At 60.8% G+C, this 15,823-nt stretch carries 12 protein-coding genes; 8 read left to right on the forward strand and 4 right to left on the reverse strand.

Annotated elements, in window-relative coordinates; all coding sequences use genetic code 11:
- Window positions 1-4: 4 nt before the first annotated feature.
- On the reverse strand, window positions 5-1,876 hold the full coding sequence (gene iolD / locus HNO79_RS07685) for a 3D-(3,5/4)-trihydroxycyclohexane-1,2-dione acylhydrolase (decyclizing) (protein WP_214165111.1): 1,872 nt from the start codon (window positions 1,874-1,876) through the stop codon (window positions 5-7).
- A 480-nt stretch (window positions 1,877-2,356) separates the two neighbouring features.
- Between iolD and HNO79_RS07690 the strand changes: the two genes are divergently transcribed.
- From HNO79_RS07690 to HNO79_RS07725, 8 genes are all read left to right on the forward strand, one after another.
- Window positions 2,357-3,793 carry an NAD-dependent succinate-semialdehyde dehydrogenase gene (locus tag HNO79_RS07690; RefSeq protein ID WP_214165112.1) on the forward strand — a complete coding sequence of 479 codons (1,437 nt, stop codon included), beginning with the start codon at window positions 2,357-2,359 and terminating at the stop codon, window positions 3,791-3,793.
- A gap of 1 nt (window position 3,794) precedes the next feature.
- Entirely contained in the window at window positions 3,795-4,607 is an 813-nt protein-coding gene (locus tag HNO79_RS07695; protein ID WP_048855896.1) for an HpcH/HpaI aldolase family protein, read from the forward strand.
- Window positions 4,607-5,569, forward strand: a complete 963-nt coding sequence (locus HNO79_RS07700) for a hydroxyacid dehydrogenase (protein WP_214165113.1) — start codon at window positions 4,607-4,609, stop codon at window positions 5,567-5,569. Before HNO79_RS07695 ends, HNO79_RS07700 begins: the two co-directional genes overlap by 1 nt.
- Window positions 5,566-6,744, forward strand: a complete 1,179-nt coding sequence (locus HNO79_RS07705) for a Gfo/Idh/MocA family protein (protein WP_200409013.1) — start codon at window positions 5,566-5,568, stop codon at window positions 6,742-6,744. The genes HNO79_RS07700 and HNO79_RS07705 overlap by 4 nt, the downstream gene beginning before the upstream one ends.
- A 36-nt stretch (window positions 6,745-6,780) precedes the next feature.
- Window positions 6,781-7,905 carry a Gfo/Idh/MocA family protein gene (locus HNO79_RS07710; protein WP_010513280.1) on the forward strand — a complete coding sequence of 375 codons (1,125 nt, stop codon included), beginning with the start codon at window positions 6,781-6,783 and terminating at the stop codon, window positions 7,903-7,905.
- A gap of 40 nt (window positions 7,906-7,945) precedes the next feature.
- Complete coding sequence (locus HNO79_RS07715) at window positions 7,946-8,467, forward strand: VOC family protein (RefSeq protein ID WP_214165114.1); 522 nt, start codon at window positions 7,946-7,948, stop codon at window positions 8,465-8,467.
- Between the two features lie 454 nt (window positions 8,468-8,921).
- Window positions 8,922-10,409, forward strand: coding sequence for a sugar porter family MFS transporter (locus HNO79_RS07720; RefSeq protein ID WP_010513277.1), 1,488 nt, complete (start codon window positions 8,922-8,924; stop codon window positions 10,407-10,409).
- Window positions 10,410-10,525: 116 nt separating this feature from the next.
- Window positions 10,526-10,936 carry a tautomerase family protein gene (locus HNO79_RS07725; RefSeq protein ID WP_010513276.1) on the forward strand — a complete coding sequence of 137 codons (411 nt, stop codon included), beginning with the start codon at window positions 10,526-10,528 and terminating at the stop codon, window positions 10,934-10,936.
- A 974-nt stretch (window positions 10,937-11,910) separates the two neighbouring features.
- Here the strand turns inward: HNO79_RS07725 and iolG are convergent.
- From iolG to HNO79_RS07740, 3 genes are all read right to left on the reverse strand, one after another.
- Window positions 11,911-12,918, reverse strand: a complete 1,008-nt coding sequence (gene iolG / locus HNO79_RS07730; RefSeq protein ID WP_214165115.1) for an inositol 2-dehydrogenase — start codon at window positions 12,916-12,918, stop codon at window positions 11,911-11,913.
- 136 nt (window positions 12,919-13,054) lie between these two features.
- A complete protein-coding gene (locus tag HNO79_RS07735) occupies window positions 13,055-14,320 on the reverse strand; it encodes a c-type cytochrome (protein WP_242405363.1) in 1,266 nt (421 codons plus the stop codon).
- A 2-nt stretch (window positions 14,321-14,322) separates the two neighbouring features.
- On the reverse strand, window positions 14,323-15,823 hold a 1,501-nt coding region (locus HNO79_RS07740; protein ID WP_214165116.1), incomplete at its 5' end, for a GMC family oxidoreductase.

Consider the following 15,823-nt stretch of genomic DNA (forward strand, 5'->3'; position numbering starts at 1 on the left):
GCCATTACACTCCCACACGCTGTTTCGCGCGGATTTCTTCCTGTTGTTTTCTTGCCGCCTGTACCGATGCGCGGGTCGAGACCTCCGGCACCCCCACATCCCAGTCCGCATCGCCCGGCGTCCAGGCATGGGCGTCCGTGGTGATGGCAAGGATGGTGGTCCGGTCCGTGGTTTTTGCCCATTCGAGGGCCGCGGCCAGTTCGGCCATGCTGTCGCACCTGCGGCCCAGCGCGCCCATGGATTCGGCATGTTTGACAAAATCGACATGCAGCGGCCGGTCGGGATGCTGCACGTGGCAGTCAACCAGCAGGTTGTTGAAACCGGGCACGCCCTTGGCCTGCTGCAGGCGGTTGATGACCGCGAAGCCACCATTGTCACAGACCACGACAATCATCTTGTGGCCCGTCAGCACGGTGGAATAGATGTCGGAGTTCATCATCATGTAAGTGCCGTCACCAATCATGACGATGGGCGTGCCGCCTGTCCCGCCCGGTCCCTCGTTGGCCATGGCGTGGCCCCAGCCCGCCGCGATTTCGTACCCCATGCATGAAAAGCCGAATTCAAGGTCAAAGGTATTGGGGGCCTTGACCCGCCAGCCCTTGCACACTTCGCCCGGCAGGCCGCCTGCGGCGGTAATGATGGTGTCGCATTCCCCTGCCGCGTCATTGACCGCATGCACGACCTGCGCATAGGTCGGAACGGGCGCATTCGTGGGGGCCTGCAGTTTTGTCAGCAGGTCGTCCCATTCACCAAACAGGTGCCTGGCACGCTGCATCTGTCGCGGGTCCGCCGTCCAGTCCCCCAGCAGCGCGTCGAATTCGGTCATGGTTTCCAGCGCGTCGCCCACAACCGCCAGTGCACGGTGCTTGACCGCGTCAAACCGGGCGGTGTTGATGGAAATGAACCGTGCCGTCTGGCTGAACAGCGTCCATGACCCGGTGGTGAAATCCTGCAGCCGCGTGCCGATCGCCACGATCACATCGGCATCTCCCGCCAGAGCGTTGGCCGAGGTGGAGCCGATAATGCCGATCGGCCCCGCATGCGCTTCATGGTAATGTGTTACACTGCCCTTGCCCGCGATCGTTTCCACGATCGGGATGCCGCGTTTTAGCGCGAATGCGGCGACGGCCTCCTCTGCCTGTGAATACCGCACCCCGCCGCCTGCGATCAGCAGCGGCTTTCTGGCCGTTTTCAGCAGGTCCACCGCCTGCGCCAGCCTGCGGCGGTCCGGCCGCGGGCGGGGAATGACCCATAGTTTTTCTTCAAAGAAGGTAACGGGATAATCAAAGGCGATTTCCTGCACATCTTGTGGCAGGGATACAAAGGCCGGCCCGCAATCGCCCGGATCAAGCATTGTTGCCGTAGCCTGTGGCAGGGATGACAGGATCTGTGCCGGGTGCATGATCCGGTCCCAGTACCGGGTCACGGCGCGGAATGCATCATTGACCGTTATTGTGGGATTACTGAAATGTTCGACCTGCTGCAGGACGGGGTCGGGCAGGCGCGTGGCGAAGGTATCGCCCGCCAGCAGCAGCAGCGGCAGGCGATTCGCATGCGCGGTGCCGGCGGCTGTCACCATATTCAGCGCGCCCGGCCCGATGGAGGACGCGGCAACCATGATCTGCCGCCGCCGCCGGGCTTTGGCAAAACCTGTTGCGGCCAGCGCCATGGACTGTTCATTCTGTCCGCGCCATGTGGGCAGCCTGTCCTGCACGGCCTCGAGTGCTTCGGACAGGCAACTGACGTTGCCATGGCCAAAAATGCCGAAGACACCGGGAAAAAGCGGAACGCGCTGACCTTCGATTTCCGTGAACTGATTGACCAGCCAGTGCACGATGGCCTGTGCGGTCGTGAGGCGGATTGTCGCCTGTGTCATTTTTGTTTCCTCCCTTGACGGGTTATGGCCACCATATCCAAACGCAATAGATGTTGACAACACAATAAACACGCAACATTAATTGCAAATACAAAAAAAGGAAGAAAAGAACCTGCTGACCCATCCCGATGACCGGGGACGCCGTCATGTGGACGCAGGGGACAGATGGTGTGCCGGTGATGAACGCCGCAACGCTTGCACGGTTCATGACACCATCATGTCACGACCACGACTGTTCATCTGTGTTCAGGTGTCCCGGTGCCAGCAGTGGCGCGGTGGATGGCCAAACCGCCACCGACTGCGCGGAAAGGACGGTCCCGGTACCGGCACGGCCGACGGATATGTGCCGGACAACAGGGCCAGGACGGACTGGTGGGCAGTTTTACCTGCGGGATGCATGCCGGTCCGCCTGCCGTCAACAGAAGGGGCGATCAGGTCAATCGCCATATGTCGTGTCAAAAGAATAATGGGGACCCAATAATGTACACGAATTTCGGGTTGTTTATTGACGGCGCATGGCGTCAGGCATCGGAAGGAAAAACCGAGCCGGTCATAAGTCCCGTATCGGAAAGTCCGCTTGGCGACGTGCCCAGTGCGGGTGCCGCGGATACGCAGGCGGCCATTGATGCGGCGCATGGTGCGCTGGCGCGATGGTCGACCACGCCCGCCCATGACCGCGCCGAAGCCCTGCATGCGATTGCCAATGAAATGATCCGCCGCACGGAGGAAGCCGCCCGGATGATTTCCAGCGAGACAGGCAAGCCGCTGGTGCAGGCACGTCGTGAATGGGGGCTGAGTATTGACCAGTTCCGCTGGTATGCCGAAGAAGCACGCCGTATCTACGGGCGCATTATCGAAAGCCGTGTCCCGTCTGGCCGTTTCGAAGTCAGCCATGAACCGGTTGGCGTCGTCGCGGCGTTTACGGCGTGGAATTTTCCTGCATCCCTGCTGGCGCGCAAGCTGGCGCCCGCGCTGGCGGCGGGCTGTCCGGTCATTGCCCGCCCGTCTTCGCAGACACCGGGCACCGCGATGGTCATGATTGCCTGCTGCCGCGCGGGCAACCTGCCGCCGGGCACTGTCAATCTGGTCGTAGGCTCCACGGATGCGACCTACAGGCCGATCATGGCATCCGGGATCGTGCGCAAGGTTTCGCTGACCGGGTCCACGCGTGTCGGTCAGCAGATGATCCGTGACGCGGCAGATACGATGAAAAAGGTGTCGATGGAACTGGGCGGGAATGCCCCGCTTATCGTTTATGATGATGCCGATCTGGATATGGCCCTGAATACGGCGGCACAGGCCAAATTCGCCAATACGGGCCAGGTCTGCGTGGCGCCTGACCGTTTCTTTATCCATGACCGCCTGCATGACGCGTTTGTTGAAGGGTTCGTGACCCGCGCGAAGGCGATCAGGCTGGGGAACGGGCTGGATGACGGTGTGGGCATGGGCCCGCTGATCAACGCGCACCGTCTGGCGGAAATGGAAACCATTGTTGCCGATGCCGTGGCCGGTGGCGCGAAAGTGATGACAGGCGGCCAGCGGCCACCGGGGTTCAATAGCGGCTATTTCTATGAACCGACGGTCCTGACCGATGTCACGGATGACATGCGTGTGATGGCGGATGAAAATTTCGGGCCGATTGCCGCCATTACCCGTTTTTCAAGTGATGATGAAGTCCTGACCCGTGCCAATGCATCCGACATGGGGCTTGCGGCGTATGCCTTTACCCGTTCGCCCGCGCGTGCGCGCCGCACGGTGGCCGAACTGCAGGCGGGTATGGTCGGTATCAATTCCACGGCCCTTGCTGCGGCGGAAGCACCCTTCGGGGGCACCCGTTTTTCCGGCATGGGCCGGGAAGGGGGCAGCGAGGGCATTCTTGATTATCTGGATGTAAAACTGGCACAGGTGGTATTCTGACATGATCCCCAATCGCCTCAAGCAGCTCTGGGCCGAGGGGAAACCCACGCTCAATGGCTGGTGTTCCATCGGCAACCCCTTCACCGCTGAAATCATGGCAGCCCAGGGGTATGATTCCGTCACGATAGATGTGCAGCATGGTGCGCTGGATTATTCCGGTGCGCTGCCCATGATGCAGGCCATGCGTGCATCGGGCGTCGTGCCCATGGCACGGGTTCCCTGGCTGGAGCCCGGCATCATCATGAAAATGCTCGACGCCGGCGCGTATGGCATTATCTGCCCCATGGTGAATACGGCGGCACAGGCGGCCGAATTCGTAAGCTATGTCCGCTATCCCCCCTATGGACAGCGCAGTTTTGGCCCGACGCGCGTTGCATTCGCAGCAGGCAGCAATTACGCCAGCCAGGCCAATGACGAACTCCTCGCCTTCGCCATGATCGAGACGCAGCAGGGCATGGACAATCTGGCTGAAATTGCCGCGACCCCGGGGCTTGATGGCATTTATGTCGGGCCTGCCGACCTGACGCTCAGCCTTGCAGGTGGACGTCTGTCCCCCGGTTTCGACCGGGAGGAGGCGGAGATGATCGACCGGCTGCACGAGATCATTGCCGCCTGTCAGGACAGTGGCATTCGTGCCGCCCTTCATTGTGGCACGCCGGAATATGCCGCGCGCGCCATTGGCTGGGGGTTCAACATGACCACCGTGTCGGGGGATTCCCGCCTGCTGGCCGCGGCTGCGGGTGCCAGTGTCGCGCAGTTCCGCAGGCTTGTCAGCCGCGACAGCGTGACGGTGATGCAGGGAGGGGCGTACTGATGCCCCACATACTGGTCGCGGGGCGCCTGCATTCTGCGGGTCTTGCGCTGCTCGACCATGCTCCCGGTGTGACCTATGACTATGTCGAGGAGATATCGGAGGACAGCTACGCCCCCCTTGTTTCCCGTGCCGATGCCCTGATCCTGCGCACCCAGCCGCTTTCGGCCGCAACGGTGGAAAAGGCGTCGCGGCTCAGGGTCGTGTCCCGGCATGGCGTGGGCTATGACGGCATTGACCTGCCCGCGCTGGACCGGCGCGGCATTACCCTGTGTGTCGTGGGGAATGTCAATGCGGTGTCCGTCGCCGAGCACGCAATGACCCTCATACTCGCCTGCGCCAAGCATCTGCTCCAGGCGGACCGGTCCGTGCGTCAGGGGCAGTGGGAGTGGCGCAACCGGCTTATGGCGGGCGAGGTAGGGGGCAGGCGGCTGCTGATACTGGGGTATGGGCGCACCGGGCAGCATCTTGCCACCATGGCTGCGGGCTTTGGCATGAAGATCCGCGCCTATGATCCCTACCTGTCCGCCAGGGGAAAATGGCCCGCAGGCCCGGTGGGCGAGGTGGCGGATCTGTACGACGGGCTGGAATGGGCCGATATCATCTCGGTCAACGTGCCGAAGGGGGACCAGCCGTTGATTGGCGCGGCCGAACTGCGCCACGTCAGGCCGGGTGCGATCATCGTCAATACCGCACGTGGCGGCGTGGTGGATGAGGCCGCGCTGGCCACGGCCATCGTGAACGGGCATGTCGCGGCGGCTGGGGTGGATGTATTCGACCCCGAACCACCTTCCGCCCACAATCCATTGATCGATCTGGATCGTGTCATCCTGACGCCCCATGTCGCCGGGCTGACCGCACAGGCGGCGGAGCGCATGGCGGTCGGCTGCGTGCAGAATGTTCTGGATTTCTTTGCGGGCACACTTGATCCCGCCCTTATCGTGAACAGGGAATTCGTCAAATGACCAGACGTAAGCTGCGTATCGGCCTGATTGGCAGCGGTTTCATGGGCCGGACCCATGCTTTTGGCTATTCAACCGCATCGAAGGTATTCGACCTGCCGTTCCAGCCGGAACTGGCGTGCCTGGCCGATATTTCGGAAGACGCGGCGGCACGGGCGGCCGGCGCGCTGGGGTTTGCCCGGTGGACGGATGACTGGCGCGCCCTTGTGGCCGATCCCGACATCGACGTGATCAACATCACCGCCCCCAACGCCCTGCACAAGGAAATGGCGCTTGCTGCCATAGCGGAGGGCAAGCACGTCTATTGTGAAAAACCCCTGGCCCCCCTTGCCGCGGATGCGCGTGAAATGGCCGAAGCGGCGGAGGCGCGGGGTGTGAAGACACAGGTCGGCTTCAACTACCTGTGCAACCCCATGTTCGCGCTGGCACGCGAGATGATCGCGGCGGGCGAACTGGGTGAAATCCGTGGGTACCGCGGCCTGCATGCGGAAGACTATATGGCGGATGCCGCATCCCCCTTCACCTTCCGCCTGGACCCGGTGGGGGGCGGTGCGTTGGCCGATATCGGCAGCCATGCGCTGGCCACCGCCGAATTCCTGATGGGACCGGCAGCAGGCGCGATTACGCAGGTCATGGGTGACTGTGTCACGGTAATCGGGTCACGGCCGGACGGGAAAGGGGGTACCCGCGCGGTGCAGGTGGACGATATCGGCCGAGCCTTCCTGCGTTTCGAGAACGGGGCGACAGGTTCGGTCGAAGGAAACTGGATCGCGACCGGGCGCACCATGCAGCATGATTTCGAGGTTTATGGCACGAAGGGCGCGCTGGCCTTCAGCCAGCAGCGGTTCAATGAACTGCATTTCTTCTCGACCGCCGATGCGCGGGGCCGCAAGGGGTTCCGCCGTATTGAAGCCGGCCCGGACCATGCACCCTACGGGCTGTTCTGCGTGGCACCGGGGCATCAGCTTGGGTTCAATGACCTCAAGGCGATAGAAGTCGCACGCTATCTGGATGCACTGGCCGGCAATCAGCCCGAACCGTTCAACTTCCGCGCGGGCCTGCGTATCCAGACGCTGGTGGAAGCCATTCATGACTCAAGCCGTGCCGCCGCATGGCGTGACGTACCGACGGACAGGATCGGACACCGTCACGAACACCGGCAGCACGAACAGGCATGACGGTCCCATATCCTGCCATTTTATGGAGGAAACACCATGACTCAGCCGACCCATGACCGGAAGATCCGCTACGCCGTGATCGGATGTGGGCAGATTTCCCTGCAATCCTTTATTCCCGGTCTCGAACGGGCTGCCAATTCCACCCTGGCGGCCCTTGTTACGGGCGATATGCACAAGGGGCAGGCCCTTGAAACCCGCTATGGCGTGCGGGTCTGGCATTATGATGACCTGCCGGATCTTCTGGCATCGGGCGAGGTTGATGCCGTGTATCTGGCAACGCCAAATGCGTTGCACCGGCGCTATGCCGTGCCCGTGCTGGAGGCGGGGCTGCACCTGCTTCTGGAAAAACCCATGGCCACAAGCGTGGAAGACTGCGAGGCGATCCTGCAGGCCCGGCGCAGGGGGGGCGGCAGGCTGATGATTGCCTACCGCCTGCATTGCGAACCGGGGACGGTGGAACTGGTTTCACGCTGCCGCAATGGGGATTTCGGCGCACCTGTCGGGTTCAGTTCGGTGTTTGGGCAGGACGTGCCGCAGTCGAACCATCGCGCCCATGGCGGGTACTGGTCGGGTCCCGTGCCGGATCTGGGCAATTATCCGATCAATGCGGTGCGCCACATGTTCGGGGCCGAACCGGTGGAGGTTACGGCCACAGGCACGCGCACGCCGGGCCGGACCTTCAATTTTGATGATACGGTGTCGGTCGTGCTGCGGTTTGCTGATGGCCGGATCGCGGATTTCATGGTCAGCTATGCCTGCGCACCGGTTGAGGGGCTGACCCTGTTTGGCAGCCGGGGCAGTGTCAGGGCCATGCCCTGCTATACCTTCGGCCCGTCCGTCGCGATTACCTACACCACGCTGATTGACGGCAAGGAAGACAGGCGCAGCCATGGCCCGGTCGAGCAGTTCGGGGGGGAAGCCTTCTATTTTTCGGAATGTATCCTCAATAACCGCGATCCCGAACCCGATGGCGAGGACGGGCTGCGTGATGTCCGTGTGCTGGTCGCGGTGGAAGCGGCCCTGCGCACCGGGAAACCGCAGTCCCTGCCGCCGCTTGCCGGGCGCGAGGGAATACGTGAGGATCAGGTCGTCATCCTGCCGCCCCTGGCCGAAGCATGTGAAAGTGACCTGACCGGCGTGATGCCGCAGGCCGTTTCATGACCCGCCACCGCGCGGCTTCATCCATGCAAGGACGGACATCATGACATTCACGACCTGTCCCCGGCCCCTGAACCATATCGGGATCAGCGTGCCCGATATCGACCGTGCCATCGCGTGGTACGGCGAGGTTCTGGGCTACCGGCTGTTCAGCGGCCCGTTCGACCTGGTCGCCAGCCCGCCCGCACTGGCGCAGTTTCAGGACGCGTTGGGGGAGCGGTGCCAGCATGTGCGCATCGCGCACCTCTCAACAGGTGGGGGCGTGGGAATTGAACTGTTCCAGCCCGTTCTGCCGGCTACCCAGCCCGAAACCACGGATATCCGTTTCGATCAGCCCGGTCCCTTTCACATATGCGTCACGGACCCGGATATAGAAGGGCTGATCGGCAGGATTGTTGCGACAGGGGGCACCCAGATGTCCCGCATATGGGACGATCGCCCCCCATCGGGCATATACCGGATGGTGTACTGCCGCGACCCGTTTGGCACCGTTATCGAAATCCATACGCATTCCTGTGAAATCGTTCAGGGATGGCGGAACGGAAAGCAGGAAGCAGGCCAGTAGAGCTGTCCTGCTGTATTCACAATGTCCATGTTCTTTCGAAAAACATCAGTCTGGACATTTCAGTATATGTTTCCTGTAAACATATACTGACCTGAGAACCATGAATGTACATGAGCGTTGAATACATTATTCGATGCCTGTCCTATCCGGTTTTATTTCGTTTTCATTCTGGTTTTCTGTCCTGGGCGTTCGTGGCGCGGGATATGAGGCCATTCCTGTATCTGGTCCCGGCGCATGTCGTGGCCGTCGTATCCTGCGGGAGCGGCTGCACATACGGCACCGGGCAACGGATACAGGCCAGGACCGCAGGGACAGGCCTGCAGGCATGGTGACCGGGGCAGCCTGCCACCGCGCCATGCACCTTACGACTGGATTCATTTAAAGACGCGGACTGTCGTCCCGCGTCACTCTGCTGAAACAGAACAACAAGAACAAATGACTGCTGGAGTGGTAAATGATGAAAGAATCCATAAAAAACGCCATGTTTGTCCGGTCGGACCGGCATGACGTGGGCTACGTGCTGCGAATATGTGCGATCGCGGCATTGGGTGGTATTCTGTTCGGGTATGATACGGCGGTCATTTCGGGCGCTGTCGGATCGCTGCAGGCCTATTTCCACCTTTCGCCGGCGGAAATAGGCTGGGCAGTTTCCAACGTGCTGCTGGGCTGTATCCTTGGGGCCGGGGTTTCGGGCTGGCTGGCGGACCGCTTTGGCCGTCGCCCGACACTGGCTGTGTCCGCCGTACTGTTTACCGCATCGGCCATCGGGGCGGCGCTGGCGACGGGTTTTACATCCTTCGTCGTGTATCGCTTCATTGGCGGGGTTGCAGTGGGGGTGGCGTCCTCGATTTCGCCCATGTACATGTCGGAGGTCTCGCCAAAAGACATGCGCGGACGGGCGCTGTACATGGAATCCTTCGCCATTGTGGGCGGGCAGCTGACTGTCTTCATCGTCAATTACCTGATTGCCCGCAGTGCGAGTGATGTGTGGCTCATGAACGTGGGCTGGCGGTGGATGCTGGGGTCGGAAGTCATACCGTGCATTGTTTTCTGCATCGCGATTTTCTTCATGCCGGAATCACCGCGCTGGCACGTGCTGCGTGGGCGCGATGCCGATGCGATGCGGACCCTGACCCGCATTTCCAATGAACATCATGCCCGCTCGGTCCTGACGGAAATCAAGGAATCACTGGAACATAAGATCGAGACATCCGACCTTGGCCGGGCCGTGGCCTCACGCGGGGCGCGGTGGATCATCTTTGTGGGGGCCACGGTCGCCATGCTGCAGCAGCTGACCGGCGTGAACAGCATGATGTACTACGCGCCACTGGTGCTGGGTTCGGTCAGTGGCAGCGTGCAGAACGCCCTGTTCCAGACCATATGGATCGGGGTGGCGTCCGTATCGGGCGCGGTGCTGGGCAGCTGGGTGATTGACCATAAGGGCCGGCTGCCGCTGTTCCGTTTTGGCTCGATCGGCATGATTATCGGCCTGCTGGCTGCATCATGGGCGCTTTATACCCAGACGCACGGGTATTCCGCCCTGGTGGGCATGCTGGTTTACATGCTGCTGTTCGGCCTGTCGTGGGGGCCGCTGACATGGGTGCTGATCGCGGAAATCTTCCCTAACCGGATCCGCGGCGTGGGCATGAGCATTGCGGTGTCGGCCAACTGGGTGATGAACTTCATCGTCAGTCAGCTTTTCCCGATGATGGCGCAGAATCACAGGCTGGACGCACTTTTTCATGGTGCGCTGCCGATGTGGCTTTTCGCGCTCTTTACACTGTTTTCGTGGTGGTTCGTTGAACGGTATGTGCCGGAAACGAAAGGCATCGCGCTGGAAAAGATCGAAAGCGTCATGCTGGCCCCGAAGCGCCGCCGACGCGGGGCCGGCACGCCAACGGTCCCGACAGATGGCCTGACGGATATGGTCGGGCGGAAATGACCCTGTCGGGGAAAAGGAGGGCGCGCGGCGGGTCCCGCCGTACGCCCATTTGTGGGAACAGGCTGTACAGGAAAGAAAACCGCGCCTGTTTCTTTTTGTTTACAGGGAGAAAACTGATGCCACTTTTACATTTCCACATGCTTGAAGGGCGCACGGATGAAGAAATCCGCACCCTTCTCGATGCGGCGCACGAAGCCATGCTGGAAGCCTTCGCCGTGCCGCGTCGCGACCGTTACCAGCTTGTATCGGAATACAAGCCATCGCGCATGATTGTCGAGGATACGGGACTTGATATCCCCCGGACGGACCGGGTCCTGGTCGTGCAGATGTTCAGCCGCCCCCGTGGGGCAGACAAGACAGCCGAGTTTTATCGCCTGCTGACCGAACGGCTGGAACGCGAATGCGGGATCGCACCGTCCGACGTCATGGTGTCGGTTGTCGAGAATGAAGACGCCCACTGGTCCTTCGGGAACGGGCGTGCGCAGTTTCTAACTGGCGAACTTGGCGGGGGTAGGCCGGTTCACTGACGCATACGTTGTCATTACCGTGGGGGCGTCATTATGCCCCCACGGAACAACGTCACGAACGTTTTTTTACAGAAGATGGCACCCGCGAAACGGGTGCCATCTATTTTATCAGGCTGTGTTTGAAAACGGTTTCCGGCCTGCCATCCGGGTATGCCATATGCATGGTCTGCTGCTATTCATCAGCGCGCACGTCCAGCCTGCGGAATACATTAAACTGTATTTGCTGCATCCGGTCTGTAAATGCGACAGCATGAATATACAAACCTGAGTATGAGCCAGATTACATATAATGGGCACAGGACAGGAATGGCGGAATATGTCACAATGCGCCTGGTGACAGCAGTGAACGGACTTTTGGGTGGGTTGGCCAGCCATCAGTACAGTGCGGTTGACCCGGCCATGCCAATTGCCACATAGATCGGTATTCTGGCGCAGACAAAAGCAACGTGTTCAGGCCGTTTCATCCAGTCCATGCCTTTCTGTACGGAACTTGACATGAAGGATGCAGACGGTTTTTCTGTAATACTGTTCCATATATTCGGACTTAATGGTATTAAGTAAATACTCATGATGTTTTTTGAAGGTTTTCAAATAATTTTAGAAATACCGCATTTTAGAAAAAGACGATAACCGAACATTTTTACTTTTTCGTCAATGAATTATTTCAATTTTGATGACATCGGGACCCGTGCTACGGGTAAGCAGATTGCAATTATTATTTTCCGCCGCGGCATGTCGGACCGGCAACGCGACCAGATCGGACGCATATGTCGGAATACAAGAAAATCTTGCGCAGGATAGCGGCAGTTATGACGCGCACGACCCGTGCACTCTCATCTGCGCGGCCTGACAGGATGATGGTATCCGTCAGCGCCTTTACGGGCGATGTCACGCGACATCGCCCGATATGCAGGTAAATGCAGGCCATGTGCCCTGCAGCCTGCGGCGGCACCGGGCGCATGGCCTGCGCGGCGTTACCCGATTTCGTCTGTGGTCACGATACGGCCTTCCTTCAGCGATTTCAGGGCTGCTTCGGCAAGGAGCAGCGCCTGCCGTCCGTCATGATAGCTGACGGCAACCGGGCTGCCGTTTTCAACGGCATCGACAAAGGCGTCGATTTCCGCATCGAACGCCTCACGGTAGCGTTCGATGAAAAAGTTCAGCAGCGGGGCGGCATGTTCGGTAAACGTGCTGCCCGACAGCACCATGTGGTGCGGACGACGGTTTTCCGAAACCGCCATACCCAGGCTGCCAAAGGCTTCGACCCGCTGGTCGTAGCCATATGTCGCCTCACGCGAGTTGATGAGGATCGCCTGCCTGCCCGTATCCGTTGTCATCACCACCGTGATGGTGTCCTCATCCCCCAGCGCGTCCATAAGGGCAGGGGCCACCAGGCGCGATCCCACGGCGAATACCCGGGTCGGCTCCTCGCCCAGAATGTAGCGGGCCATGTCAAAATCATGGATCGTCATGTCCCGCAGGATCCCGCCGGATTTTTCCAGATAGGCTTCCGGCGGCAGGCCCGGATCGCGCGATGTGATGACAAGCTGGTGCAGATCCCCGATCGTCCCGTCATGAACCGCCTCGAACACCGCCCGGTGTCCGGGGTCGAAGCGCCGCACGAACCCGATCTGGACCGGCAGGGTCGTGTTGGCAATGGTCGCGGCACAACGGTCCACCCGTGCAAGGCTGAGGTCGATCGGTTTTTCGCATAGTACAGGCCTACCCGCCGCGATTGCCCGCTCCAGCAGGTCGGCATGGGTATCGGTCGCGGTTGCGATCAGCACCGCGTCCACATCGGGCGCGGCAAGCACCTCGGCCGCGGATGTCATGACCGGGGCACCCGTCGCCCTGGATACGGCCTGCGCCGCAGCAACGTTGATGTCATATACCGCCGCGACGCGCGCGCGTGGATGGGCGGCAATATTGGCGGCATGCATGGCGCCAATACGCCCACAGCCCAGAACGCCAATTCCAAGCATGATTAAGGTCTCCCTGACCTGTATGATCTGTGGTGAGGTGATCCCGGCGTCGGCCGTCCTTCAGCATGGGCCAGTGACAGCCGGCGCGTATTTTTTCCCCTTTCCTGCCCGGTGCGGGCAGGAAAGGGGACAGGGGTCAGTGCCAGACGGGCTGTTCTGCGCCGATGGCCTTGCGCGCCCTGGCGACATCGGCAGGCTGGACCGCCGGGGCAGCGTTGCCCATGCTGTTGCGGATATAGGTCAGGATAGCCGCGATCTGGTCATCATGCAGTTTCCAGCCAAAGGCCGGCATTGCCGCGCCGGTGGGGTTCGCGGCCGTCATGGGGCCATTGGTGCCACGCAGCACGATGTTCAGCAGGCTGTCCGGATCGGGCGCGTTGACCGCCGGATTGTCCTGCAATGTCGGGATCATGTTGCGGATTCCCGCGCCGCTGCTGACATGGCAGGCGCTGCACTGCACGATGAATTCCCGTGCGCCTGTCACCATCTGCGCGTTGGTGGCAGGCAGTGGCGCGGGTGCGGCCGCCGCCCGGGGCGGCAGGGATTTGAAATACGCCGCGATGGCCTGCAGGTCCACATCGCTCAGGTGTTGCGTGGAGTTCTCGATCGTTTCCGTCATGGGGCCGGATGCTGCGGTAAAGCGGTTTGTGCCGCTGCGCAGGTAGGTGACAAGGTCATCCGCGCTCCATCTGCCCAGGCCCGTATGGGGGTTGTTGCTCAGGTCCGGGGCATACCATCCCTGCAGGGATGTGCCCTGGTAGGTGGCACGGGTATCGCCGCCAAGAAAATTCTTGGTGGTGTGGCATGTGCCGCAATGTTCCAGCCCTTCAACCAGATATGCCCCCCGGTTGACCTGTGCGCTTTTGGACGGATCGGGCGCAAAGGGGGTGCGGTCAAGGAACAGCAGGTTCCACCCGATCATGAGGGCGCGGATATTATACGGAAATGGCAGTTTGTTGGTAACTACCGCGTTGCGGACAGGCGGGATGGTACGGATGTATTCCCACAGGTCCGCAAGGTCGGTATCCGTGATTTTGGCATAGGCGGGATAGGGCATGGCGGGATAGAGGTACCCCTTCGGGCTTTTGCCATGCCGGACTGCGCTGTCGAACTGCTGCAGCGTCCATGATCCGATCCCCGTTTCCCTGTCCGAGGTAATGTTGCTTGTCGTGATGATGCCAAAGGGCGTTTTCAGGTCCAGCCCCCCCGCGAATGGCTTCCCGCCCGGCGTGGTATGGCAGGCAAGGCAGTCGCCCGCGATTGCAAGGTACCGCCCGCGTTCGATCCGCGCGCCCCGGTCATCCTGTGCCTTTGCGCCATGGGCCAGAAACGCCATGGCGGAAAAGACCATGCCCCCACGCATGCAGGTGCGTAGTGCAGTGCGAAACAGGTTCTTTGCCATGATCATAGCCTTACCAGCGGGCCGGGGTTCTTGATGTACTGATCGATGATCGCTTTCGCGGTCCATAGGGTCGTTGCCCCCACGACGACCGTCGGGTTGTATCCGGCATTGTTGGGGAAGGAAGATGCGCCAATGACAAACAGGTTGGGAATGTCCCAGTTCTGCTGGTAGCGGTTCTGCACGCTGGTCCGTGGGTCTTCGCCCATGGTCACGCCGCCCTGCACGTGCGATGAATCCCATGGTGTATAACCGGAATAGGGACGATCGGCGAAGGAATCGCCGCCAACCTCGGTGGCACCCATTTCACGCGCGATTTCAACGCATCTGTCACGGATGAACCGGCCGGAACGCCGGTCATTCTCGTTATAATCGAAGGTGATGCGCAGCAGGGGACGGCCGTAACGGTCCTTGTATGTCGGATCAAGGTCAAGGAACTGCTCGCGATGCGCGAAGCTTGTGCCCTGTCCCTGTATCTGGGCGTAATTCTGGTATCCACGCTGAAACGCCTGTTTCCAGCCCTTGCCCCATTGCGGACTACCCTTGGGCAGCAGTCCGGCCATGCCGATCGGCAGGCCTTGGTTGCTGAGCGACTGGATACCCGCCCCCCCGATAAAGCCCAGACCCGTATGGTCGAAGTTGTCGCCATTGAAATCATCGATCTGCGTAGCCAGCGCACCAGTATTCATGAAGGGGTTCATGTATTCGTTTTCAAAGAACATGAACGCCCATGACAGGGTCTGGAATGTAAACGCCCGACCAACCACGCCCTGTCCCGATGCGACATCATAGGGCGTGCTGATGCCCGACAGCAGCATGAGACGCGTATTGTCCAGCGTAAAGGTCGCGGTTATGACAATATCGGCAGGCTGTTCACCAGTATTGCCGTCGGAGTCGATGAACGTCACGCCAGTGGCCATTTTTTTGTCCGGCGTGGTGTTGATGCGCAGGACCTCGCACTCGGTGACCAGCGTGAAATTCGTGCGCTGCATCAGGACCGGCAGGATACAGATGTTCGGGCTGGATTTGGACCAGTTGCCGCATCCATACAGCTGGCAGTACCCGCAATAGGTGCATGGGGCCAGATTCAGGCCCAGCGCATTGGTATAGGGCGCGCCGATCATGGCTGATGGCACGGGGAAGGGGTTGTAGCCCAGCCGGGTCGCGGCCTGGGTAAACAGCACGTTGGCGCGGGAGCGTTCCAGCGCGGGCGTGGGAAACGGGCCGCTGCGCGATCCCTCGAACGGGTTGCCGCCGGGCTGGCGCTGTCCGTTTATGACGCCTGCCGTGCCGGACGTGCCTGCGATCTTCTCGAACCTGTCATAAAAGGGTTCAAGATCGTCATAGGTCACGCCCCAGTCCTGCAGGATCAGCCCGTCCACCAGCTGTCCCGCGCCATAGCGCTGCATGACATGGGTATGGGGCTGATGGTCGAATGGCAGCCACCGCCAGCTTGCACCCGCCCAGTGCGTACCCGCGCCGCCAACATTGTTGCCCAGTGTCAGG

This window comes from Komagataeibacter oboediens, from assembly GCF_018491655.1.
In the GTDB taxonomy this organism is placed as follows: Bacteria; Pseudomonadota; Alphaproteobacteria; order Acetobacterales; family Acetobacteraceae; genus Komagataeibacter; species Komagataeibacter oboediens.